24 protein-coding genes and 1 tRNA gene are annotated in these 25,300 nt (G+C 32.7%); 21 read left to right on the top strand and 4 right to left on the bottom strand.

Annotation, left to right across the window (positions count from 1 at the left end; all coding sequences use genetic code 11):
• The first annotated feature begins 455 nt into the window (after positions 1-455).
• From AABL85_RS02825 to AABL85_RS02785, 9 genes are all read left to right on the top strand, one after another.
• The gene (locus AABL85_RS02825) at positions 456-1,961 is read left to right on the top strand and encodes a succinate CoA transferase (RefSeq protein ID WP_341309115.1); all 1,506 of its coding nucleotides are present in this window, start codon (positions 456-458) and stop codon (positions 1,959-1,961) included.
• A gap of 118 nt (positions 1,962-2,079) precedes the next feature.
• Positions 2,080-2,925, top strand: a complete 846-nt coding sequence (locus tag AABL85_RS02820; protein ID WP_341309114.1) for a substrate-binding domain-containing protein — start codon at positions 2,080-2,082, stop codon at positions 2,923-2,925.
• Positions 2,926-2,948: 23 nt separating this feature from the next.
• Positions 2,949-3,893: a transglutaminase-like domain-containing protein gene (locus AABL85_RS02815; protein WP_341309113.1), complete on the top strand. Its 945-nt coding sequence runs from the start codon at positions 2,949-2,951 to the stop codon at positions 3,891-3,893.
• A gap of 8 nt (positions 3,894-3,901) precedes the next feature.
• Positions 3,902-4,288 (top strand): DUF423 domain-containing protein, encoded by a 387-nt coding sequence (locus AABL85_RS02810; protein WP_341309112.1) that lies wholly within the window; start codon positions 3,902-3,904, stop codon positions 4,286-4,288.
• Positions 4,289-4,387: 99 nt separating this feature from the next.
• Positions 4,388-5,518, top strand: a complete 1,131-nt coding sequence (locus AABL85_RS02805; RefSeq protein ID WP_341309111.1) for a TlpA disulfide reductase family protein — start codon at positions 4,388-4,390, stop codon at positions 5,516-5,518.
• 136 nt (positions 5,519-5,654) lie between these two features.
• On the top strand, positions 5,655-6,767 hold the full coding sequence (locus tag AABL85_RS02800) for a TlpA disulfide reductase family protein (RefSeq protein ID WP_341309110.1): 1,113 nt from the start codon (positions 5,655-5,657) through the stop codon (positions 6,765-6,767).
• 101 nt (positions 6,768-6,868) lie between these two features.
• Complete coding sequence (locus AABL85_RS02795; RefSeq protein ID WP_341309109.1) at positions 6,869-7,363, top strand: sigma-70 family RNA polymerase sigma factor; 495 nt, start codon at positions 6,869-6,871, stop codon at positions 7,361-7,363.
• 12 nt (positions 7,364-7,375) lie between these two features.
• Positions 7,376-7,978 carry a hypothetical protein gene (locus AABL85_RS02790; protein WP_341309108.1) on the top strand — a complete coding sequence of 201 codons (603 nt, stop codon included), beginning with the start codon at positions 7,376-7,378 and terminating at the stop codon, positions 7,976-7,978.
• Positions 7,979-8,029: 51 nt separating this feature from the next.
• Entirely contained in the window at positions 8,030-8,971 is a 942-nt protein-coding gene (locus AABL85_RS02785) for a LysR family transcriptional regulator (RefSeq protein WP_341309107.1), read from the top strand.
• A gap of 52 nt (positions 8,972-9,023) precedes the next feature.
• On the opposite strand, the gene AABL85_RS02780 is transcribed toward AABL85_RS02785, so the two are convergent.
• From AABL85_RS02780 to AABL85_RS02765, 4 genes are all read right to left on the bottom strand, one after another.
• Positions 9,024-9,746 carry a response regulator transcription factor gene (locus AABL85_RS02780; RefSeq protein ID WP_006259047.1) on the bottom strand — a complete coding sequence of 241 codons (723 nt, stop codon included), beginning with the start codon at positions 9,744-9,746 and terminating at the stop codon, positions 9,024-9,026.
• A 7-nt stretch (positions 9,747-9,753) separates the two neighbouring features.
• The gene (locus AABL85_RS02775; RefSeq protein WP_341309106.1) at positions 9,754-11,262 is read right to left on the bottom strand and encodes a HAMP domain-containing sensor histidine kinase; all 1,509 of its coding nucleotides are present in this window, start codon (positions 11,260-11,262) and stop codon (positions 9,754-9,756) included.
• A 144-nt stretch (positions 11,263-11,406) separates the two neighbouring features.
• Entirely contained in the window at positions 11,407-11,994 is a 588-nt protein-coding gene (gene coaE / locus AABL85_RS02770) for a dephospho-CoA kinase (protein ID WP_341309105.1), read from the bottom strand.
• A gap of 9 nt (positions 11,995-12,003) precedes the next feature.
• Positions 12,004-12,996: a glycosyltransferase family 2 protein gene (locus AABL85_RS02765; protein ID WP_341309104.1), complete on the bottom strand. Its 993-nt coding sequence runs from the start codon at positions 12,994-12,996 to the stop codon at positions 12,004-12,006.
• 145 nt (positions 12,997-13,141) lie between these two features.
• Between AABL85_RS02765 and AABL85_RS02760 the strand changes: the two genes are divergently transcribed.
• The 12 genes from AABL85_RS02760 (at position 13,142) to AABL85_RS02705 (ending at position 25,294) form a co-directional block, all read left to right on the top strand.
• Entirely contained in the window at positions 13,142-14,698 is a 1,557-nt protein-coding gene (locus tag AABL85_RS02760; protein ID WP_341309103.1) for a PglZ domain-containing protein, read from the top strand.
• A 2-nt stretch (positions 14,699-14,700) separates the two neighbouring features.
• A complete protein-coding gene (gene tsaE, locus AABL85_RS02755) occupies positions 14,701-15,120 on the top strand; it encodes a tRNA (adenosine(37)-N6)-threonylcarbamoyltransferase complex ATPase subunit type 1 TsaE (protein WP_341309102.1) in 420 nt (139 codons plus the stop codon).
• Positions 15,121-15,133: 13 nt separating this feature from the next.
• Complete coding sequence (locus AABL85_RS02750; RefSeq protein ID WP_341309101.1) at positions 15,134-16,330, top strand: alanine dehydrogenase; 1,197 nt, start codon at positions 15,134-15,136, stop codon at positions 16,328-16,330.
• A gap of 63 nt (positions 16,331-16,393) precedes the next feature.
• The gene (locus tag AABL85_RS02745) at positions 16,394-16,768 is read left to right on the top strand and encodes a DUF4258 domain-containing protein (protein WP_341309100.1); all 375 of its coding nucleotides are present in this window, start codon (positions 16,394-16,396) and stop codon (positions 16,766-16,768) included.
• 62 nt (positions 16,769-16,830) lie between these two features.
• Positions 16,831-16,905, top strand: a tRNA-Val gene (locus tag AABL85_RS02740).
• 239 nt (positions 16,906-17,144) lie between these two features.
• Positions 17,145-17,414 carry a hypothetical protein gene (locus AABL85_RS02735; RefSeq protein ID WP_341309099.1) on the top strand — a complete coding sequence of 90 codons (270 nt, stop codon included), beginning with the start codon at positions 17,145-17,147 and terminating at the stop codon, positions 17,412-17,414.
• Positions 17,415-17,454: 40 nt separating this feature from the next.
• On the top strand, positions 17,455-17,862 hold the full coding sequence (locus AABL85_RS02730; protein ID WP_341309098.1) for a DUF4377 domain-containing protein: 408 nt from the start codon (positions 17,455-17,457) through the stop codon (positions 17,860-17,862).
• A 159-nt stretch (positions 17,863-18,021) separates the two neighbouring features.
• Entirely contained in the window at positions 18,022-20,124 is a 2,103-nt protein-coding gene (gene recG / locus AABL85_RS02725) for an ATP-dependent DNA helicase RecG (RefSeq protein ID WP_341309097.1), read from the top strand.
• A gap of 14 nt (positions 20,125-20,138) precedes the next feature.
• Entirely contained in the window at positions 20,139-20,717 is a 579-nt protein-coding gene (locus tag AABL85_RS02720) for a non-canonical purine NTP diphosphatase (RefSeq protein ID WP_341309096.1), read from the top strand.
• A 502-nt stretch (positions 20,718-21,219) separates the two neighbouring features.
• On the top strand, positions 21,220-23,103 hold the full coding sequence (locus AABL85_RS02715; protein ID WP_341309095.1) for a DEAD/DEAH box helicase: 1,884 nt from the start codon (positions 21,220-21,222) through the stop codon (positions 23,101-23,103).
• Between the two features lie 70 nt (positions 23,104-23,173).
• Entirely contained in the window at positions 23,174-23,929 is a 756-nt protein-coding gene (locus AABL85_RS02710; protein WP_341309094.1) for a carboxypeptidase-like regulatory domain-containing protein, read from the top strand.
• A 114-nt stretch (positions 23,930-24,043) separates the two neighbouring features.
• Positions 24,044-25,294: a dihydroorotase gene (locus AABL85_RS02705; RefSeq protein WP_341309093.1), complete on the top strand. Its 1,251-nt coding sequence runs from the start codon at positions 24,044-24,046 to the stop codon at positions 25,292-25,294.
• Positions 25,295-25,300 lie beyond the last annotated feature (6 nt).

Raw genomic sequence — 25,300 nt, 5'->3', positions numbered from 1 at the left:
TCTCGACCAGCAATCACTGTACAACTATTCCTCTCTTCGTTATATCTACTATTTATTCTTCCTGTTCCATCCTCTAGAAAAACAAATCTATATACTTCAAAAAAACTCGCCTAAAAGGACTTAGTTTAACTCAAAATACAAAATCAATAAATCACAAAAGCTAAAGAAGTATTGCTACTAAAAAGCTACTTTAATGGTCTCTATCGAGTTTAATTCAACAAACTAAGTTACAAAAAGTCTTATTACCAAATTTAGTAGTTATAAAATAATAGCAAAAAATTAACAAAAACCTCTACACCTAGCAGTATCATTTTTATATCTTAAATTACTAAACATTATCGTACTTTTTTAATAAAAAAACTATATTAATCAATATAATTAATATATACGTTTATTTTATTTGACTCTTTCAAATAAATGCACTTATTTTAAGGTGCTTAAAATTTTTATTTGAAATGACGAAAGAAGACTCGAAATTAGAGAGGATAAAATACGCACCGTATAGAGAGCGTATTGTATCAGCAGAAGATGCTGCTCTTTTAATACACGATCAGGCTGTAGTAGGAGCTAGTGGCTTCACTAAAGCTGGAGATAGTAAATCTGTATTACCTGCATTTGCATTACGTGCAGCACAAGAAAATGTTGCAATTACCTTAATAACTGGTGCCTCATTAGGACAAACTACTGACGCTGATCTAGCAACCAACAATGCCTTAATCCGAAGAATGCCTTTCCAGGCAGACTCAGTATTAAGAAAGTCTATAAACAGCGGACAAGTAAAATATATCGATCAACACTTAAGTGAAACGATCGAACAGCTTCAAGAGAAACATATTCCTCAAGTAGACATTGCTATTATTGAGGCTACTTATATTAACGAAGAAGGATTTATCATTCCTACCACGTCTATTGGTAACTCTGCTTACTTCGCTAGTGTAGCTAGAAAGATAATCATTGAAGTAAACACAGCTATTCCTTTAGAAATAGAAGGTGTACATGATAATAGTGTACCTATCAAACAACCACGTAGAGAAATCATTCCTATTCACACGGTAAAAGATAGAATCGGAGAAAGCTTTATTCGCCTAAACCCAGATGATGTAATCGCAGTCGTTTACTCTAGCATTGAAGACACTCCTGCTCAATTACCAGAACCAGATGTAAAAACATCTGCTATCTCTGGTCACTTACTAAAATTCTTTGAAGAAGAAGTTAGAAAAGGTAAATTAACTCACTCTCTTCTACCATTACAAGCAGGTATTGGTAAAGTAGCGAATGCCGTTCTTACTGGTTTTATAGATGGTCCTTTCCACGACTTAACTATGTACTCTGAAGTACTACAAGACAGTACATTTGATTTAATAGACTCAGGTAAAATGACTTTTGCTTCGGGATCTTCTATTACTGTGACGGAAGAATGTTATGAGAAGATTATAAATAACTTCAGCCAATATAAAGATAAACTAGTATTACGTCCACAAAATATCAGTAACGCTCCTGAGGTTATACGTAGATTAGGTATTATAGCTATTAATACAGCTATCGAATTTGACATCTACGGAAACGTAAACTCTACTCATATCGGAGGTAGTAAAATGATGAATGGTATCGGAGGTTCTGGAGACTTTGCTAGAAATGCTTATTTAAGTATTTTCGTTACTCAAGCAGCCTCTAAAGAAAACAACATTTCTCATGTACTTCCAATGGTATCACACGTAGATCATACTGAACATGATGTAGACATTCTAGTTACAGACCAAGGTCTAGCCGATTTAAGAGGATTATCTCCTAGAGAACGCGCAGAAGTAATCATCGAGAACTGTGTACACCCAGATTATAAAGCAGAATTAAGGGATTACTACGAAAGAGCTAAAGAAAGAGGAGGACACACTCCACATGTCTTAGAAGAGGCTTTCAAATTCCACATTCGCTTCCAAGAAAAAGGTTCTATGAAACCTTGATAATAAATAAAAAACTCTACTCTATATTCAGTAGAGTTTTTTTTGTTTTACTCTTAAAATATTATCTAAAAAATGCCCTATTTTACTATCTTAGCATAAAAATGTAGTACGATATAAAATGGCAAATGTAAATATTATAGGAGTGCCTGAGCACTTCAATCTCCCTTGGCAATTATGTATAGAGAATGGTGAGTTCGAAGAACTTGGTATTAACCTAAAATGGACAGATGTACCTGAAGGAACAGGTAAAATGTGTCAAATGCTAAGAAATAAAGAAACAGATCTAGCAGTTATTCTAACAGAAGGAATTATCAAAGATATATCTGAGGGAAACCCAACAACTATTATACAAGAATATGTAGCTTCTCCTCTACAATGGGGAATACATGTAGCTCATAATTCTCCCTATCAAAAAGTAGAAGACTTAGAAGGTAAACGCATCGCTATCAGCAGATATGGTTCTGGCTCACATCTAATGGCTATTGTTCACGCTCAAAAGATGAATTGGGACACAACTACTCTTGATTTTGTTATTGTCAATACATTAGACAATGCAGTAGAAGCTTTAACTAAAGGAGAAGCAGATTACTTTATGTGGGAACATTTTATGACTAAACCAATAGTTGACCAAGGGATATTCAGAAGATTAGGCGACTGCCCTACTCCTTGGCCTTCTTTTGTATTAGTTGCAAATAATGAATTCTTAAATAAAAACAAAAGATTGATCGACAATTTACTAGAGTGTATTAATGCGACTACAGAAGAGTTCAAAATGATCCCTTCTATTGACCGTACACTATCTAGTAAATATAATATCAATATAGATGATATTAGAGAATGGCTAAGTATGACTAAATGGTCTCAAAGACAGTTGTCAGAAAAACATTTTAATAAAACACAAGAACAATTAGTTGATTTAAACATAATCACTAATACTATTAAATACAGCGAAAACGTTTTATAATATAGTTTTGACCTTAGACTGCGATGAGTAATAATACAGAATTACCGGATAAAGTTTCTGAAAAAAGTTGGCTTAAGTACTTAAGAGTCCCAAAACCTTGGGACAATATCATTGTACTTATACTTAATATACTAATTACTATCCCTATTTTTATTATTATTCATCAAAATATAGATGATCCAAACTGGCCATACCAACTAGACCGCATCATACTATTTCTATCTATTATAGGTATACTACAGTTCTTACTTCAAAAGATGAAGTTAGTCTTAAATATACTTATTATCATATACTTAATAGTATTGATTATAAATTCTTTCTTTGGAGGATATGGATATAATGCAGTTTTTGAAGATTATAAAGTTATGATTTATGCGATGGCAGAAGATCCTAAACCACAAGACCTTATCATCTCTAAGCTACTGCCTTTTCCCAATAAAAGTAAAATCATACCTGCTATAGAGTATGACAAACCTCTAGTTAGAAATTATGCTTTAGCTACTACTCGAAAACATTTTTCTAATATACCGAATACTCAGCAGTATAGACAGATAATACAGTCATTGGCTATTTTCAAAGAAGTGCGCACGAAATGGAATTATGTAAATGACCCCAAAGGGAGAGAATATATTGCTACAGCATCAGAGTCATTACAGCATTTCTCAGGAGATTGTGACGATTATTCTGTATTAATGGCAGGATTACTGAGAGCTATTGGTGCTACTCCTCGATTAATACATACTAAAGAACATATGTATCCTGAACTATTAATCCCTAATAAAGGGGATTTAGAACAGGTGATCTACCTAATTAAAGAAGTTCTTTTTAAAGAAGAAAGCAAAGGAAAAGAAATACATTATCACATAGATGAACGAGGTCAAATATGGTTAAATATGGATTATACAGCCAGATATCCTGGTGGCCCATTTATGTCAGAAGAAATATTAGGACAACTCACTTTTAATTAAATAAATATATGGAACTAGTTAATACCACACCCCTGATAGCAGGCTCTATTTATGGAGCTTTAGCTATTATATTTGGAGCCTTTGGAGCGCATGCTCTAAAAAAACACATGACAGCTGAACGTTTAGAAAGTTTTGAAGTAGGTGTAAAATATCAGATGTATCATGCCGTCCTTTTACTAGTCTTAGGATTAATGCCAGCCCACATTCATATAACTAGAGCAGTTAACATCATTATTATTGGTGTATTCTTGTTCTCATTCAGTATATATGGATTAACCTTGAGTGCTACATTTAAGAAAAAAATAAAAATACTTGGACCTATAACTCCCTTAGGAGGTGTATGTTTAGTAATTGGCTGGGTAATGTTGTTAATTCAATTCACAAAACTTTTATAGACTTTTTTAAGCTGTTTTTAGCTTAATCTAGTTTTTTAAGTATATTTGTTCATATAATGCAATTATAACTTGTATTTCTAATACTAAAAAACAAAATCGATGAAAAAATTTTTAACTGTACTTGGAGCTGTAGCAGTACTAGCTTCATGTAACAAAGAAGCTACTGGTTATACAATCAATGGTGAGACTAAAGGACTAACAGATGGAACTAAAGTATATCTTGAAAAGATTGATATTGCAACTGGTACTACAGTAGCTATTGACTCTACTGAAATTAAAGACAACACATTTACCTTCACAGGAGCTACTGAGAATCTAGATCAAAACTTCTTCTCATTTGGTAAAGAACAAGGTAAATTACCTTTTGTACTAGAAAATGGTAAAATCGTTGTACAATACGACAATGAAAAAGCAGAAAACAGTAGTGTTACTGGTACGAAAAACAATGATGAATATACAGAATTCACTAAGAAAGTTGACGAATTAGAAAGAGCTTTATTCCAATACCAAGGAGATAACCAAGAAGCTTTCAAACAAGCTAATGAAGCTAAAGACCAAGCTAAAAAAGATGAGATTATCAATGGATATATGGCATTAGCAGAAAAGTATGATGAGTATGTAGAAGATTATATTGACAATAATGCTAACTCATTCACAACTTTAGTTTATTTATCAAAAACAGTTGGTACAGGACAGTATATCAAAGAAGAATTAGTTGAAAAATTCAATAAATTCGACGAAACATTAAAGAATACTACTGTAGCTAAAGCTTTTAAAACAGCATTAGACGCTATTCCTGATGCTAAAGTAAAAATTGGAGATAAAGCTCCTGACTTTAGTGCTCCATCTCCAGAAGGGAAAGAAATTTCTTTAAAAGAAAGTTTAGGTAAATTAACTATTATTGATTTCTGGGCATCATGGTGTGGACCATGTAGAACAGAGAATCCTAATGTAGTAGCTCTATATGAAGAGTATCACCCTAAAGGGTTAAACATCATTGGTGTTTCTTTAGATAAAGATAAAGCAAAATGGGTAGAAGCAATTGCTAAAGATAAATTAACTTGGAATCAAATCTCTAACTTAAAGTTCTGGGAAGAACCAATCGCTCAAACTTATGAAGTACGTGCTATTCCAGCGACTTATCTTCTTGATGAAAATGGTGTTGTAATCGCTAAAAACTTAAGAGGTAAAAAACTTAGAGCTAAAGTTCAAGAAATCTTAAACAAATAAATATCTACTTAAGATATACAATATAAAAGGGTTATAGAAGTTTCTATAGCCCTTTTTTAATACACTAATATCACCGTTATAATCAGTAATATTTTATTATATTTAATCTTTACAAATTATATTAAAAACACGTCCAATGAGAACACTACCTTTAGTAATTATAGCCTTTCTATTAATGAGTTTCACTATAAAAGATAAAGGTTTTCTAATAAAGGGAACAACAAAAAATATTCCTGAAGGAGAAATGATTTATCTAAAAGTTCTAGATCCTCAGACTAATAATTTTAATGCTATAGATTCTGTCCAATTAAGGAATAACTCTTTCGAATTTGAAGGAAACACAACTTATCCTACTTATGCACTACTAGAATTATCTGAAAACGTGACTGAATTAGTTGTTCTAGAAAATGGCATTATTAATTTTCAATATGATTATAACGATGACTTAAGCACTTCTACTATAGGTACAAAAAACAATAATGAATTAAATGCTTTTCACAATAATATAAAAAGAGTACAGAAAGAAGCTAATGCTTATAGAGATGCTAATCAAGATATCTTAACACAAGCCATAAAAGATAATGACAGAGAGATTCTTGAAAGGCTATCAAATGAATTTAAAGTCTATGTAAAAAACATTAACGACATTATAACGGATCAACTAACACAACATAGTAATTCATTCACATCGTCTGTTATTTTATTTCAACGATTAGACAATAAAAATATAGATCCAAACGAAGCTAAATCATACTATAATCAACTAGCTGATCCTATAAAAAAATCCAATATAGGTGTTGCAATTAAAAACCTTTTAGACAATTCTTCTGTAAGTACATTAATAAAAGTAGGAGATAAAGCACTGGATATATCAGGTGAAGATCCTAACGGAAAAACTATTTCTCTTTTTGAGAGTTTAGGTGAAATCACACTAGTTCACTTTTGGGCTCCGTGGTGCCCAGCTTGTCACGAAACACTTCCAATAATAAAGTCTATTTATGAAAAATATCATACTAAAGGTCTTAATATTTTTAGTATCGCCTTAGATGACAATAAAGAAGAATGGGTAGAAAGCATCCAAAAAGAAGACTTGAATTGGTTACACATTTCTAATCTATATGAAATACAGATGCAATATGGGGTAAAAAATATCCCAACAGTATTTATCTTAGACAAGAATGGAACAGTTATAGATATTAATCATTTAGAGATAAACTTTGACACCCTACTAAACAAATACTTAGAATAGTAATATCATTTTTTTTAGAATCTATAAGATTAGGTCTATCCTAATAACATTTTTTTATCACAAGTATTGTAACAAATTACATTATTAGACTACTTATAGGCATGAACAAACATTTGGAACAAGAATTCGTTGCACTGTTGGATAAAAATCAAAATCTTATCCATAAAGTCTGTCGACTATATACAGTTGATGAGGCTGCGCATAAAGATTTGTTCCAAGAAATTTCTATTCAACTATGGCATGCTTACCCCAAGTTTAGAGGAGATGCTAAATTCTCTACGTGGGCGTATAGAGTTGCTCTGAATACTGCTATCTCTTTATATCGTAAAAAAACTAGAGAGGTAAACACCATACCTTACGATAGCTCATTTTGTAAATTCGAATACTCTGAATACAATTATCAAGAAGAAGAACAGTTAAAACTGATGTACAAAGCTCTTCAACAATTAAACGATATAGAAAAAGCTTTAGTATTCATGTATTTAGAGGACAAAAATTATGAAGAAATAGCAGAAACTTTAGGTATTAGCGAAGTCAATGCTAGGGTAAAAATGAATAGAATAAAAAGCAAACTAAAAAAAATATTAAATCCCTAGACGCAATAGAGTATGAAGGAGTTAGATTTATTAAAAAAACATTGGAATAGCTCACAGCAGTTCCCTAAAGTTTCAGCACACGATATCCATAAGATGATTCATAAAAAGTCATCTTCTATCGTCATGTGGATATTTATTATAAGTATAATTGAGTTTCTTGTATTAAATGGTTTTAGCTATTTATTCGTAACTGAAGACCACAAGGAGGGTGTTGGTCCTATATATGTGTTTATGATAAATAATCTAGATTGGATTTCATTTGCAATCTCTATCGTTTTTATTATCACGTTCTATCTAAACTATAGAAAAATACATGTAGCAGACTCTACTAAACTATTGATGCAACGTATATTAAAGACTAAAAAAACAGTTAATTATTACATCTACACTAATCTAACTATTTTTATCATTGCATTTATTGTTATGCTTATAGATGTTTTGACAGTAGATGATCAAATAACGCTAGCCACAGCTTTAATTAGTATCTTAGTGGTAGTGGTAATCTGTAGCACCTTTCTTGCTCTTTTATGGTTGTACTACAGATTGGTCTACGGTCTTCTTATCAAGCGACTGATGAAAAACTACAAAGAGTTAGAAAAAATAGATTACGAATAAAAGCATTATCCTTTATTTTACATAACTTAGACAAAATATCGGTTTACAAGAATGACTATAACACAATTAATATATGTATTAGCAGTAGCAGAACATAAAAACTTCACGCTAGCTGCAGAGAAAACTTTTGTAACACAGCCTACATTAAGTATGCAAATACAAAAGCTAGAAGAAGAACTTGAAGTGCAAATATTTGATAGAACTACCAAGCCTATACAGCCTACAGCTATAGGACAAGTTATCATTCAACAAGCAAAAAAGATTGTCAATGAATCAGACAGAATAAAAGATCTCATTGACCTAGAAAAAGGATTTATTGGAGGTGAGTTTAAGCTAGGAATGATCCCTACTATAGCTCCTACACTACTTCCTATGTTTCTAAAAACATTTTTAAACAAGTACAATAAAGTTAATCTAATTATAGAAGAATATACAACTGAAGAGATTATTCAGAAGCTTCGCAATGGATACTTAGATGCTGCTATAGTAGCTACACCCCTGGAGGAATCTGATATAAAAGAAAGAGTTTTATTTTATGAGCCTTTTGTCGGATACGTTCCTGCAAATTTTAGACAAGAAATGGGAGCAGAACTACATCAAGGTGATTTAGATTTGAGAAAGCTACTTTTGCTACAAGATGGACATTGCTTTAGAGATGGTATCATCAACATCTGTAACAGTAAAGCTACTGCAGAAAGCAAGAGCTTTAAACTACAAAGTGGAAGTTTTGAAACCTTAATTAACTTATCAAAAGAAGGATTAGGATATACATTACTCCCTTACTTACACACACTTTCTCTAAACCAAGATGACAAAAGAAATTTAATTCAATTTGCCGATCCTAAACCAGCTAGAGAAATCAGTTTAATCTACACAGATAACGAATTAAAACTTCAGATTATTAATGCATTATACGAAGTTATCTTAAGCATTATAAGAGGAGCAATAGCATTTCAAGATGTAAAAATTATTAGTCCTAAAAAGAATCAATAATTTAACTTATATAAAATAAAAAAGGGAAGCAAATGCTTCCCTTTTTTGTGGCTTAATTATTTTCTTCTTTTTCTTTCACTACAAGTCTAAATCCTTCTCCATGAATGTTTAAGATTTCTACTGTTTCGTCTAATTTAAGATACTTTCTTAATTTAGCGATGTATACGTCCATACTACGAGAAGTAAAATAGTTGTCATCTCTCCAAATTTTAGTTAATGCTACTTCACGTGGCATCAAATCATTTTCATAAATCGCTAACATCTTTAACAATTCATTCTCTTTTGGAGATAATTTAATTGGTTCATCATTTTCAAAAGTTAAGAATCTCAACTTAGAATTTAAATGGAATTTACCAATTTGGAATTCGAACTTCGTATTATCTGTTTTAACTTCAGACGATTTTCTATGAATAATCGCTTTAATTTTCATTAACAATACTTCAGAATCGAATGGCTTATTTAAGTAGTCATCAGCTCCTACTTTATAACCTTTTAACACATCTTCTTTCATTGACTTAGCTGTAAGGAAAATGATAGGCACCTCTTTATTTTTATCGCGGATCTCCTTGGCTAGAGTAAATCCATCTTTATAAGGCATCATAACATCTAGGATACATAAATCAAAAGTATCTCTTTTGAATTTTTCGAATCCTTCCATTCCATTCTTAGCTAAAGTAACTTCGAAATCATTAATGGCTAAATAGTCTTTTAAGATTGCACCGAAATTCGGATCATCTTCTACTAATAAAATCTTTTTGTTGTTTGTTGTTTCCATGTTATATTTAATTTATTAATGGCATTTTTATTATAAAGGTACTTCCCTTTCCTTTTTCACTCTCAACATAGACTTGAGAATTGTGTACCTCTACGATTTGTTGAACGTATGCAAGTCCTAAACCATGGCCTTTTACATTGTGCAAGTCACCTGTGTGTTCTCTGTAAAATTTGTCAAAGATCCTCTTTTGAGCTTGTTTACTCATTCCTACACCGTGATCCTGAATTTTGATTAAGATAAAATCTTTTACATTTTCAGTATACACATCTATAATTGGCACATCCTTAGAATACTTAATAGCGTTATCTAATATATTAACTATTACACTAGTAAAGTGAAAATCATTTCCTAATACATCACTTCTACGCGCATCTAAGTTCAAGTTTATATCCCCTCCTCTATCTTGAATAATTAATCCTACGTGATCTACAGCATTTTCGATGACCTCATGGACATCCATTGCTTCTTTGTCTACATTGAACTCACGTCGTTCTAATTTTGAGATTTGAAGAACATTTTCAACTTGTGCATGCATTCTTTTATTCTCGTCTCGAATCATTTTCAAATAACGATCAACTTTTTCAGGATCATTTATAACCTTCGGGTTTTTAATTGCATCTAAAGCTAAATTAATTGTCGCTATAGGTGTTTTAAACTCATGAGTCATATTATTAATGAAATCTGTCTTAATCTCAGATATTTGCTTTTGTTTAATCAATTGATTAATCGCATTCAAATAAGCTGCGATAATAACCATCGTAAACAAAATCGACAATAGTGTTATCCCTATCAATGAAGAGAATAAATACTTACTCTTTTCTGGGAAAGTAATATACAATTGGTACTTACTTCTATTCTCATTATCTGTGAAGATAGGTACTCCATAAGTAGACCCTTCTTCATAAATAAAATCTTCTGACTTAATCTTAGTTGACAACCCTTTGTTATAAATACCAAATTCAAATTTAGCATTAACTCCATACTGTTTAAGCTCATTCTCTAAGAGCTCTCTCAGTCTAGATTTAGAAACTCGCTCATCTATACTTCTTAGAGCAACGATATCTTTAAAATAAATATCAAATTGTGCTTTATCTAAAATGTCTAGATTACCTGATTGTTCTATAACCTCGTCAGGATAATTTTGTTTAAGATCACTTCTATCTAAATCATCTCCTTTATAAATCTCCGTTTTTCGTTTTGAAACGAAATTCTTGACTTTTAAACTATCTGCTTTCTTATCAAAGAACGAACTCTTTATATTATAGTCTTCTAAAACTAAAATATTCGAGTATACTATCTGTTCATTAGTAGTAGGATTGCGTTCTACTATGTAATATTGTTTCAACTCACTTTGTTTAGGTGGCGTTCCTATACTATCTTTAAGTTGATTATACATTCTATAAAACTCAGTAGCTTCATTCTGTTGTAATCCACTAGCTATATTTCCTAATACTTGTTGTACATGATATTTAAACTGCTCTTCATTATTTTTATAAGAGCTAACTATCCAATACATTTGAACAATGATTATTCCTATAAGAGAAAAACTCATTATCCCTACTAAAAGTCGAAATTTGACCTTACTCATTATTTTTTCAAAATTAACATTAAAAAAAATACTCTACACGGCGATTAACATAAAATTAACGGAGGTAATTGTTTAAATTTTGATTATTATATCATTAATTATCATTTTCACCTCTTTTTTTACCAAATCTTTATTAATATTAGTAATAACATAATCACTAAAGGGTATTTTGTCAGAATCTTTCAATTGATTCTTCATAATACTTTTTACGTTCTCTAAAGATACTCCATCCCTTGCCATTACACGGGCTAAGCGCACTTCTTCAGGTGCAGTAACTAAGATAACTAAATCACATTGTTTATTCAAATTATTTTCAAAAAGAACTGCACTTTCCTTAATAACAAATGGAAAAACGTCATTTTCTTCCTTCCAACGTTCAAAATCCTTCTTAACCTCAGGATGTACAATTTGATTTAATTCATTCAATAGTTCTTTATTCTTAAAAACAATTTCTCTAATTTTTTTACGATCCAATACCTCTCCTATCTTAACGTTTTCTTTAAAGATAGATTGTACTGCTTCTACTACATCTGTGCGATCCATAATCTGCTTAGCTCTCTCATCTGCTATATAGATAGGAATACCTTCTTCTGCAAACATATTAGCTACAGTAGTTTTCCCGCTGCCAATTCCTCCTGTTAATCCAACTATAAGTGCCATATTTATATATTATTTAAAAAACATCTCTGGCATTCCGACTTCCGCTTTCTGTCTTTTTATAAATAAAATATAATTAGATTTAACGAAGCCTATACCGTAGCCGTAAAATTGTATAAAAATTGCCACAAGTGATAATAAACTTATCTTAAAATTCTTCTCTTTTATTAAACAACCTAAAAAAACCATCAAAAAATAGAAGATATAACATAAAATAAAAATAAATGTAAAATAAGTCATTATAATACTCAACAATAAGCCTGCCATAAATAAACTAGGAAACCAATATGTGATTTTGGCAGTTTCTGGATAGCGTTGATTCAATATTGGACGTGCCTTGCCAAACTTATTGACTTGAATATAGAACTTCTGCCAATCTATTCTTCTCTTGTGATACACATAAGCTTTGCTGAACAACTGAGTATCAAAACCTAAATTCCAAAGTCTTATCGTTAAATCAGGATCTTCACCTGGATGTACTTTCCCATAACCTCCACTAGCCAAAAAAGCTTTTTTCGAAATTCCCATATTAAAGCTTCTTGGTTGAAATTTGCCTATACGCTCACTAGCTCCCCTAATTCCTCCTGTAGTTAGAACGGATGTCATTGAATAATTTATTGCTTTTTGAACGTCGCTAAAACTATCTAATGCCGCATCTGGCCCTCCAAAACAGTCTACAAACTCCTCATTGAGATACTGATCCACTATAGTTAAATAATTCGACGGAATAATACAATCTGAGTCTAATACAATAAAGTACTCTCCCTTTGCTCGTTCCATTCCATAATTACGCGAGGCTCCTGGTCCTGAATTCGCCTTGTAATAGTAAGAGATTTCTAATCTACCTTCATACTTACTAACAACTGCACGTGAATCTTCTTTAGATCCATCCTCTACAATAACCACCTCAAAAGCCTTCTTATATGTTTGCTTTGTCAAGCTCTCCAATAACTCATCTACCTCCTCCGGTCGATTGTAAACAGGAATAATGAACGAAAAATACATTTATAATTTTTTATAATACAATCACAAAAATATCGTTAACTATTGTAATACGGAAATTCATTCCTATATTTATCAATACTATTTTAATCTAAAATCTCTTTTTATTACAATTGATAATATTCTTAGAGGTACTAAAACAACTACAATGAACAAAATTCATATACTATGGGTGGATGATGAAGTGGATTTATTAAAACCTCATATCCTATTTTTAGAAAAAAAAGACTATATTGTAACTACTTGTACAAATGGACAAGATGCTATAGATCTATTTAAAGAGAACCAATACGACATTGTGTTCTTAGATGAAAATATGCCTGGACTTTCTGGCCTTGAAACTTTAAATGAAATTAAAACCATCAAAAGCAATACTCCGATTATCATGATCACTAAAAGTGAAGAAGAATATATCATGGAAGAAGCAATTGGTGCTAAGATATCTGATTACTTAATCAAACCAGTTAATCCTAATCAAATTCTACTTTCGCTAAAGAAAAATCTAGATGACTCTCGTCTTATCTCTGAAAAATCTTCTCTTAGCTACCAAAAAGAATTTAGAAATATCTCAATGGATCTAATGCAAGCTAGAGATTATGAAGATTGGATATCTATTTATAGAAAACTGCTGTATTGGGAACAGAAGCTAGAAAACATCGAAGATCAAAACCTATTTAATATACTAGATTCTCAAAAAACTGAAGCGAATAGCTTATTTGGGAAATTTGTTGAAAAAAATTACGAAAGTTGGATTAATGATCCTGAAGATAGCCCTGTATTTTCTCATCAAATATTTAGGAAATGGGTTGCTCCTGAATTAAAGAAAGAAGATTCCAAATTACTCTTTATCGTTATTGATAATTTAAGATACGACCAATGGAGAGCATTTGAAGCAATAGTAACTAATCACTACAAAGTAGAGAGTGAGAACAGCTTCTTCTCTATCTTACCAACAGCAACACAATATGCTCGAAATGCCATATTCTCTGGAATGACTCCTTTAGAAATGTCTGAGCAACTACCTCAATATTGGAAAAATGATACTGATGATGGAGGTAAAAATTTATTTGAAAATGAATTCTTACAACATCAATTACAAAGACTTCGACTAAACATCAAGAATGAATATCACAAAATCACGAACCTAAAAGAAGGTAGAAAACTAGCAGATAATTTCAAAGCTCTGAAGGACAATAAATTAATAACAATCGTGTATAACTTTGTAGATATGTTGTCTCATGCTAAAACCGAAATGGAAGTGATTAAAGAACTAGCATCTAATGATAAAGCATATCGCTCACTTACTGTTAGTTGGTTTAGGAATTCTCCTTTATTTGAAATAATTCAACAAGCACAAGCACTTGGATATAAACTAATAATCACAACTGATCATGGTACAATTAACTGTAAGAACCCATCCAAAGTTATTGGAGATAAAAACACCAGTTTAAACCTTAGATATAAAACAGGTAAGAGCTTGACCTTTGAAGCGAAAGATGTCTATCATGTTAAAGATCCTAAAAAAGTTCAATTACCTAACATAAATGTAAGTAGTTCATTTATTTTTGCAAAGAATGATTTCTTCTTAGCATATCAGAATAATTTCAATTATTATGCAGCTTATTTTAGAAACACTTACCAGCATGGAGGTATTTCTTTAGAAGAAATGATTGTACCATTTATAGTATTAAATCCAAAAGTATAACAATGACTGAGATAGTTTTTTCTTTAAATCAAATTCAAGAAGTAGCTACTGAAATATTAAGTAAGTTAAAATATCGCATCGTATTATTTGATGCACAAATGGGAGCAGGAAAAACTACACTTATTAAAGAAATAAGCAAACAATTAGGTGTAGAAGATATGACGAGTAGTCCTACTTTCTCTATCGTAAATGAGTACCATTCTACGACTTCTAAAGACAGGGTATACCACTTTGACCTTTATCGATTAAACACGGAGGAAGAAGCATATGATATGGGAATGGACGAATATTTAGATTCTAACCATTGGTGCTTTATAGAATGGCCAGAGAAGACACCTCATATTATTCCTGACGAACATGCTACAATAGAAATCTCTATTTTAGAAAATGGTGATAGAAAACTGATTTTGAATAATAATTAATAACAGAAACAGAATGGCAACCTTAACTCCTTTTTCAATGAAAGACTTGATTCCTCAAGAGGAATGTCTTATGGTAGAGCGCAAAAGAAGTGAACTTTTTATTGGAGTTCCTACAGAAAACACCCTCGTAGAGAAAAGAATCTGTATTACCCCTGAAGCTGTACAGACCTTGAGTACCTATGGGCATCGTGTACTTATTGAAAAAGGAGCAGGAGAAGCCGCTAATTATTCTGATTTAGATTATAGCAAAGCAGGTGCTGAACTTACAAGTGATACAAAAAAGATATTTAGTTGCCCTATCATTGTTAAAGTTGCCCCACCTACTTTAGAAGAAGTAAAACTAATGGCTCCTTATACTGTAGTCTGGTCTACTCTTCAATTAAAAACATTAACTAGACAGTATTTCGAGACTCTTTCTAAGAAGAAAATATCGGCTATTGGATTTGACTTTATTCATGATGAAAACGGAACTTACCCCGCTGTTAGTGCTTTAAGCGAAATTGCAGGTACCGCCTCTATCTTAATAGCTTCTGAACTGATGACCACAACTAATAACGGTAAAGGATTATTATTTGGAAATATCGCTGGTGTAGTCCCTACTGAGGTAGTTATACTTGGAGCAGGATTAGTAGCCGAAAATGCTGCACGCACAGCTATAGGTATGGGAGCGAATGTAAGAGTATTTGACAATTCAATACAAAAACTACGTAGACTTCAGAATAATTTATCACAACGAATCTCTACTTCTACAATCCAAGAAAAAATATTACACAAAGCTCTTATGAGATGTGATGTTGCTATCGGTGCAATACGTGGTAAAAACCGAGCACCTATTGTAGTAAGCGAGTCTATGGTAGATAATATGAAAAATGGCGCTGTAATTATAGATGTATCTATTGATACAGGGGGATGTTTTGAAACATCTGAATTAACTACTCATGATCATCCTACACTCATAAAAAGTGGTGTAATACACTACGGAGTCCCTAATATTACTTCTAGATATAGTAGAACTGCATCTATGGCACTTAGTAATATTATCACCCCTCTCCTACTAGAATATACTGACTGTGGTGATCTAGACGGTACAGTTAATTGTGAAAGCGTCATTAAATCGGGCATTTATAGCTATAAAGGATTAGTTACTAATCGAAATGTAGCAGAATGGTTTGACCTTGATTATAAAGACATTCACCTTTTCACCTTTTAAATATTTTATAATTTTTTAGTTTTACTGTATTGAATTGCTACTTTTGTGTAAATTTTTTAAGAAATGAAGTTTACACAGCGTTTAGCATACTATTTATTTGGATTACTTATAGGAGGAATGTTCTTATTCTATTTCTTCGGTGAGAAGAAAACAGAATTTTGTTATTTACCTAATTGTAGAGTTTTAAAGGATTTGAGAAGTAAACCTGTTACCTATTCAAAGACAGTAGAAGCTAAGTTTAAAGAAGGCTGGGTAACCAATGATGACATCCGTAAATCTCTGCAATATGGAGATGTGAATTTTTCTGAGAGTAATATCGACTTTGAGAAAGGAAAACTTTATGTTATCGTTGGTAGAAATGAACAAAATGAAAATATATTAATCAAAGTCATAAACTATACTGATAAAATTATTCTTTATGACATTGAAAAAATGTAAAAAATATTACGCATTAGTTATTGTATAATTTAAAAACATCTTTATATTTGCAATCCTATTGAGGGCGATTAGCTCAGTTGGTTCAGAGCATCTCGTTTACACCGAGAGGGTCGGGGGTTCGAATCCCTCATCGCCCACTTCTTTTTAAGCTTCACTTTTTAGTGAGGCTTTTTTTATATTCTACCTCTTTTTATTGATTTTTAGAACACGCTCAAAATACAGTTTGTTCGGAAAAGCATTTAGAAGGCTTTGGAAGCTCTTCGGAAAAAGCCCTCTCTTTCCAAAGAAACACTGAACTTTTCCGAAGAGCTTCCGAACAAAACCATATTTCAAAAAACACAAACGACTAAAAACCAACCGTTTAACATTATTCAAAATGGAAGAAAATGGAAAAAAATGGTCATTTTGGGCGTTTTTAGGAAAAAAGTGGAACTTTTTTCCCTTTTTACAAATTAGCATTTTGCACCGCCCTACCTTTGCACTAATTCACAATCTAATCAAGGATCAAACTAACAAGAACAATAATCATCCGACATTCAAAAAGCTTAGTATAATAAAACAACGCACCACCACCCCACGCTCTTTGACATTTAAAACTAAACACATCATGACACTAATAAAATCTATTTTATTAATCATCCACTAAAAATTTCACGTACATTTGAAGTAAATAAAACACATTAATTATGAAAAAGATTTTTTTATTAGTAGCAGTTGCAGGATTAACTCTTGTATCATGCAAAAAAGATGGAGATAAAGATGCAACTCCAGCAACTACCGAAACAACTGAACAAACTACTACTCCTACTGAATCTACAGAAGCTACTCCTAAAGAAGAATTAGGAAACACAACTTATACTATCGCTTCTAAACTAGTAGACTGTACAGGTGTAGCTCCTATGAAATGTATGCAATACAAGGAAGAAGGTTCTGACGAATGGTTAAATATGTACAGTAGTATCGAAGGGTTTAACTATGAAGAAGGTTATGAGTATGTAATCGAGGTAAAACGCGAAAAAGTAGAAAACCCACCTGCTGACGCTTCTTCTATCAAATACATCTTAGTAAAAGAAATTTCTAAAACTAAAAAATAATAATTAGGAAGCGAGCTTAGGCTCGCTTCTTTACTGTTTTAAACCCATATTATGATTTAGGCTACCGCTAAAATCTATAGCAATTGTCTTTAAATATTCATTCATAATTGTCCGAAGGGCTTCTAATTCGTATCTTAGCCGTGTATTTATTTGAATAATATGTCTAACAATCTACTTGATACACCTATAGAATACCTTAAAGGAGTGGGCCCTCAACGTGCTGACTTATTTAAACGCGAACTAGGTATATTCACCTACAGAGATTTACTACACTTATACCCAAACAGATATATCGACAGAACACAGTATTATAAAATCAATGAACTTTATAACAACAATAGCGAAGTTCAGGTTGTCGGTAAGATTATCCATATTAAAACTGTAGAACAAAAACGTGGCAAGCGCCTCGTTGCTACCTTTACAGATGGTACAGGACAAATAGAATTAGTTTGGTTTCAGGGATTCAAGTGGATACAAGAAAACTTAAAACTCAACACTCCCTATGTGGCGTTCGGAAAGCTTAACAGCTTTAACAACACTTTTTCTATGCCACATCCAGAATTAGATCTATTAGAAGAGCATCAGAAAAACATTGCTAATGCGATGCAAGCCGTTTATCCTTCTACTGAAAAATTTGGAGCAAGAATATCCAATAAGTCTATCATCAAGATGATGATGCAGCTTATAAAAGAGACACACCCTCTCTTTATGGACACCTTATCTGATGAGTTTAAAAGAAAGCTAAACTTAATTTCGATGCAAGAAGCCTTAATAAATATCCACTTTCCTAAGAATACGGATATGTTGAATAAGGCTCAGTTTAGACTAAAGTTTGAAGAATTATTCTATGTTCAGCTACAGTTATTAATCAAAAACATAGCGCGAAAAGACAAGATTAAAGGATACCCTTTTGAGAAAGTTGGCGATTACTTTAATACTTTTTATAGCGAACACCTACCCTTTCCTCTTACTGGAGCTCAAAAACGAGTTTTAAAAGAGATTAGAAATGACGTAGGTGCTCCAGCACAAATGAATCGCCTCTTACAAGGTGATGTAGGTTCTGGGAAGACAATAGTTGCTTTTATGAGTTGTCTTCTAGCATTAGACAACGGATTCCAAGCGTGTATAGTAGCCCCTACAGAAATCTTAGCGACTCAACATTATGTTGGGATCAAAGAACTAGGAGAACCTTTAGGTCTAAAGATAAAACTACTTACAGGTTCTACTAAAGCGGCTGAGAGACGTGTATTACACGAAGAATTAGCTTCTGGTGAACTACATATACTTATCGGTACACACGCCTTATTTGAAGATAAAGTTATCTTTAAAAACCTAGGTTTGGCCATTATTGATGAACAACACCGATTCGGAGTAGAACAACGTTCTAAACTATGGCATAAAAACGAATTGCCTCCGCATGTATTAGTCATGACTGCTACACCGATACCTCGCACATTAGCCATGAGTCTATATGGAGATTTAGACATCTCTGTTATTGACGAACTTCCACCAGGACGTAAACCAATACAAACTAATCACTACTTCGAAGGCAAGCGCTTAGCTGTATGGCATTTCCTAAAAACAGAAATTGCCAAAGGAAGACAAGTCTATATCGTCTATCCCTTAATAGACGAAAGCGAGACCTTAGACTATAAAAACCTAATGGAAGGATATGAAGCTATCTCTAGAGACTTTCCCTTACCAGAATACAGTGTAAGTATTGTACATGGGCAGATGACTCCTGCTGAGAAAGATAGAGAGATGGATAGATTTATCAAAGGAGAAACGAATATTATGGTGGCTACTACTGTGATCGAAGTAGGAGTTAATGTACCTAATGCATCCGTTATGATTATCGAAAGTGCAGAGCGCTTTGGATTATCACAATTACATCAGTTAAGAGGACGTGTAGGCCGTGGAGCAGAACAAAGCTATTGTATCCTAATGACTGGAGACAAGCTGAGTAATGACTCTAAAATCAGAATGGAGACAATGTGTCGTACTAATGATGGTTTTGAAATTTCAGAGGTAGATTTAAAACTGCGCGGTCCAGGTGATATTATGGGAACTCAACAAAGTGGTACACTCCCATTAAAAATAGCTGACATCGTCAAGGATCAAGATATTATGCTCTATGCGAGACATCACGCTGTACAGCTATTAAAAGAAGATCCAACTCTAGAGGATCCTACAAACCAAAGAATAAAAAACAAATTAAACATTCTAAATAGTAAAACCACTATTTGGAACTATATAAGCTAAAACACACAACACTTATGAAATTAGTTTTCGCATCAAACAACAAGAACAAAATTAAAGAGATCAAAAATCAATTACCTGACACAATTGAAATCTTAAGCTTAGAAGATATCGGATGCAATATCGATATTCCCGAAACTGCTGATACCATAGAAGGCAATGCAAAACTAAAAGCAGACTTTGTCAAAAGACACTATGGATATGACTGTTTTGCTGATGATTCAGGATTAGAAGTAGATGCTCTAAACGGTGCACCTGGTGTATATTCAGCTCGTTATGCAGGAGAACAAAAGAATGATAATGACAATATAGACAAATTGCTTCAGGTACTTCAAAAAGAAGATAACAGAAAGGCCAACTTTAAAACAGTAATTTGTCTAAATCTTCATACAGAAACATATTACTTTACAGGCATCATAGATGGTCAGCTATTAAGAGAAAGACAAGGTACAGAAGGATTCGGTTATGACCCTATTTTCGTAGCAGATGGAATGGAGAAGTCTTTTGCTGAAATTGATATGGATGCAAAGAATGCTATTAGTCACAGAGGAAAAGCAGTTCGTCAGTTAGTTGACTTTTTATCAAAAAAATCATAGTAGTCGGAGAATAAGATTTATTTAAATATGCTCTTTATGGTTTATACATCATTTCAGAGCATATTTTTAGTTACTCTCCTATCCTACATTAAAATCTTTGGTATTTCTCTTATTTCTCAAAGCAGAAATACTTACTTTTCTTATCTACCACTCCTCACTTTTTGTACATCTTAAACTTTTCGGCATACTTTTCGCTATGTCTGAATGACTTATTAAGAATAAAGTGAATTAAATACTATAAAACTAGAAAAAGTCTACTCTCGCTATTTGTTAAATAAAAGTAAGATACATAAAGAGGTAAAAGAGTAGCTATCTTGATTCAAGATACATGATATAGATACTTTTAAGCAAAATAAAAACTATAAAAAGGAAGATACATCATTACATTATCTTTAAAAAAAACGCTCAAAACAAGCGTTTAAATTATTTTCGAATAATAAACCTGCAATAACTACAATTATAATTTGAATAGTAGTATATTTGCGGCTATTTTAATATTTATATGAACAATTTCGAACAATTAGGATTAAATGAATCTCTTTTATCTGCGATCAAGGATATGGGATTTGAAAATCCATCAGAGATCCAGCAAAAGGCGATTCCATTACTATTAGAGAAAGATACCGACATTGTTGCGTTAGCCCAAACGGGGACTGGGAAAACCGCAGCTTTTGGTTTTCCTTTGATTCAGAAGATAGACGTTTCTAATAAGAATACACAAGGTCTTATCTTATCGCCGACTAGAGAGTTATGTTTGCAAATCGCAAACGAAATCAAACAGTACTCGAAGTACGTAAAAGGACTTCATTCAGTAGCTGTTTATGGAGGGGCTAGCATTACAGAACAGGCTAAAGACGTAAAACGTGGAGCACAAATTATCGTCGCTACTCCTGGTAGAATGCAAGACATGATTAACCGTGGTATGGTTAACATTAAAAACATTAATTACTGTATCCTAGATGAAGCAGATGAGATGCTTAACATGGGATTCTATGAGGATATCACATCTATTTTAGCGGATACTCCAAAAGAAAAAAACACATGGTTATTCTCTGCTACTATGCCGCAAGAGGTTGCGCGCATCGCAAGAGAGTTCATGAAAACTCCAGAAGAAATTACTGTAGGTCATAAAAACCAAGGTAATACTAATGTAAGTCATGAATTTTATTTAGTATCTGCTAGAGATCGCTACCCAGCGCTTAAACGTTTAGCAGATGCCAATCCAGATATTTTCTCTGTAGTGTTCTGTAGAACGAAGAGAGATACGCAATCTATTGCTGAAAAACTTATCGAGGATGGATACAACGCTGCTGCATTACACGGAGACTTATCTCAAGCTCAACGTGACGCAGTAATGAAATCATTCCGTGGTAAACAGATACAAATGCTTGTAGCTACTGACGTTGCTGCTCGTGGTATCGACGTAGATGACATTACTCACGTAGTAAACTACCAATTACCTGACGAAATCGAAACGTATACTCACCGTAGTGGACGTACAGGACGTGCTGGTAAATCAGGTACTTCTATGGTTATCGTAACGAAAAGTGAATTAAGAAAAATTCAACAAATCGAGAGAATCATCAAAACTAAATTTGAAGAGAAACCAGTTCCATCTGGAATTGAGATTTGTGAAATTCAATTATTCCACTTAGCGAACAGAATTAAAGAAGTAGAAGTTAACACTGAGATTGAAGCTTATTTACCTGCAATTACAGAGTTATTAAAAGACTTCGACAAAGAAGAAATCATTAAAAAAGTAGTTTCTGTTGAATTTAATAGATTCTTAGAATACTACCAAAAAGCTTCTAACAGCTTATCTAGTGTATCTGGTGGAAGAAACAATTCTAAAGAAGTTCCTACAGATGGAGCAGTACGTTTCTTCGTTAACTTAGGTGCTAAGGATAACTTAGACTGGATGACGTTAAAAGATTTCTTACGTGATACTTTAGAGTTAGGTCGTGATGACTTATTCAAAGTTGATGTAAAAGATGGTTTCTCATTCTTCAACACTGAAGCTGAACACGCTGAAAAAGTAATGGAAACATTAAACGGTCTTGAATACCAAGGACGCCGTGTAAATGTGGAAATTTCTAACAATGATGGTGGTAGAAACGGTGGACGTCGTGACCACAACAACCGTAAAGGAGGATTCAGAGGTGGAGAAAGAAGATCTGAAGGAGGATTTAGAGGTGGTGAAAGAAGATCATCTAATAGATCATCTGAAGGAGGATTCAGAGGCGGAGAGAGAAGATCGGATAGATCATCATCTGAAGGACGTGGAGAAAGAAGATCAGACAGATCATCAGAAAGAGCTCCTCGTAATGAACGCGGATCTAGAAGAAGTAGCGAAGGAGATTCATCTAGAAGAACTAGAAGAAACTAATTTGTTAATTTTTTTAAAATAGCATACAAAACTGTAAAATATCTTTTACTTTTAAGCAATCTTAAAAAGTATGAGAAATTTTACAGTTTTTTTATTTATAATACTTTCTATTTTAACCGTAGCGGCTCAAGATCGCACTAGTGTTAAAGGAACTATTCTAAATGACAAATCATTTTTACCAGTGGATGATGTGAATGTCATCAATATTAGCCAAGTCAAAGGTACAATCAGTAAGAGAGATGGTTCTTTCACAGTAGAAGCCAATCTTAATGATTCTATACACCTATCCTACCCTGGTTATATCCCTATCAAACTTAAAGTAACCAACGATTGGTTAAACAACGAGAATCTAAAGATTTACTTTACAGAAAACACAATAGAACTAGACGAAATTCTTATTAAGAAATTTGACTTAACTGGGTACTTAGAAGTGGATACCAAACTAATTGAATTAAACGAAAAAATGCAGTTTGACTTCTATAGACAAAATAAAACTCCTTATTATGGTACAGCTATGGGAACTTTCTTTAGCCCAGTGGATGCTGTATATAATCTGTTTAAGGGAAAAGATAAAAAACTTAAGAAAATAGAAGCTATTAAAGAAGATCAGAATATGATTGCTTTAATGCAGACCAGATATGACAGAGAGATTGTTTGTGGCTTACTAGAAATTACAAGAGAGGATATCGTAAAGTCTCTTCAAAACTGTAATTACACAGATAAATTTATCTATACCGCAACAGACTTCCAGATTTATCAAGCATTAAATGATTGCTATGATAATTCTAAGTTACTTGCTTCAAAAAAGAAGAATGCATCCAATTAAGGGATGTATTTTTTTTGCTCTTTTTTCACGAATTGTAAATATGATAAAATAGAAATAAAACCTATTTTTGTACAAATAACAACACATCACTAATTAAAAACTACTTCACAGAAAATGAATATCATTTTAAAAGCTGCAAAAGTAATCGATCCTACTAGTCCATTTCACAACCAGACAGTTGACATTCAAGTCGAAAATGGTCTTATTACTAAAATCGCTAATCAAATAGAAAATGACCAATTCGAACAAATCAAGTATGATAACCTACACGTTTCTCAAGGCTGGTTTGACAGTTCTGTTTGTTTAGGAGAACCTGGATTCGAAGAAAGAGAGAATATCGCTCACGGTTTAGAAGTAGCTGCTAAAAGTGGATTTACACAGATCGCAGTCGAACCTAACACCCATCCTATCACTGATTCACAAAGTATAGTAAGTTTTATTAAACAAAAAGCTTTTGGGCACACCACAGAAGTTTTTCCTATTGGAGCACTTACAGTAAAATCAGAAGGAACAGACCTAGCTGAGTTATTTGACATGAAAAATGCAGGAGCTATTGCTTTTGGTGATTATAAAAAGCCTATTCAAAATGCCAATGTACTAAAAATTGCTCTGCAATATGTACAAGACTTTGACGGGCTAATTATTGCCTTTTCTCAAGACAATAGTATCAAAGGTAAAGGAGTGGCTAATGAAGGCATAGAAAGCACTAAACTAGGCTTAAAAGGAATCCCTACACTAGCAGAAGAATTACAGATAGCACGCAATCTGTTTTTATTAGAATATACTGGAGGAAAAGTACACTTCCCAACAATATCAACTGCAAAATCTGTAGAGTTAATCAAAGAAGCAAAACAAAAAGGATTAAACGTTACTTGCAGTGTTGCTGTTCATTTATTAACGATGACAGATGAGAAACTAGCAGACTTCGATACTCGTTTTAAAGTATATCCTCCTCTAAGAGATGAAGCTACTAGACAGGCATTGATCAATGGAGTACTAGACGGAACTATCGACTGTATCACTTCAGAACACAACCCGCTAGACATTGAACATAAAAAACTAGAATTCAACAGTGCTTCTAATGGAACTATTGGTTTAGAGTCAGCATTTGCTGCGCTTAATACAGTACTCCCTTTAGAAGTTATAGTAGATAAATTGACTAGCGCTAGAACTATCTTTAGAATAGAAACACCATCTATCAAAGAAGGTAATAAAGTAAATATCACTTTATTTAACCCTACAAAAGAATACAGTTTTACAAAAGAAAACATCTTGTCAAAATCTAAAAACTCTGCTTTCTTAAACCATCCAATGAATGGTGAAGTATACGGAGTAGTAAACGGAGACAAAAAGACTCTAAAATAAATTAAT

The organism is Myroides odoratimimus, from assembly GCF_038039805.1.
Classification (GTDB): Bacteria; Bacteroidota; Bacteroidia; order Flavobacteriales; family Flavobacteriaceae; genus Flavobacterium; species Flavobacterium odoratimimum_B.
The sequence above is the reverse complement of the archived record's forward strand: the minus strand, read 5'-3'. Positions and strand labels throughout refer to the sequence as shown.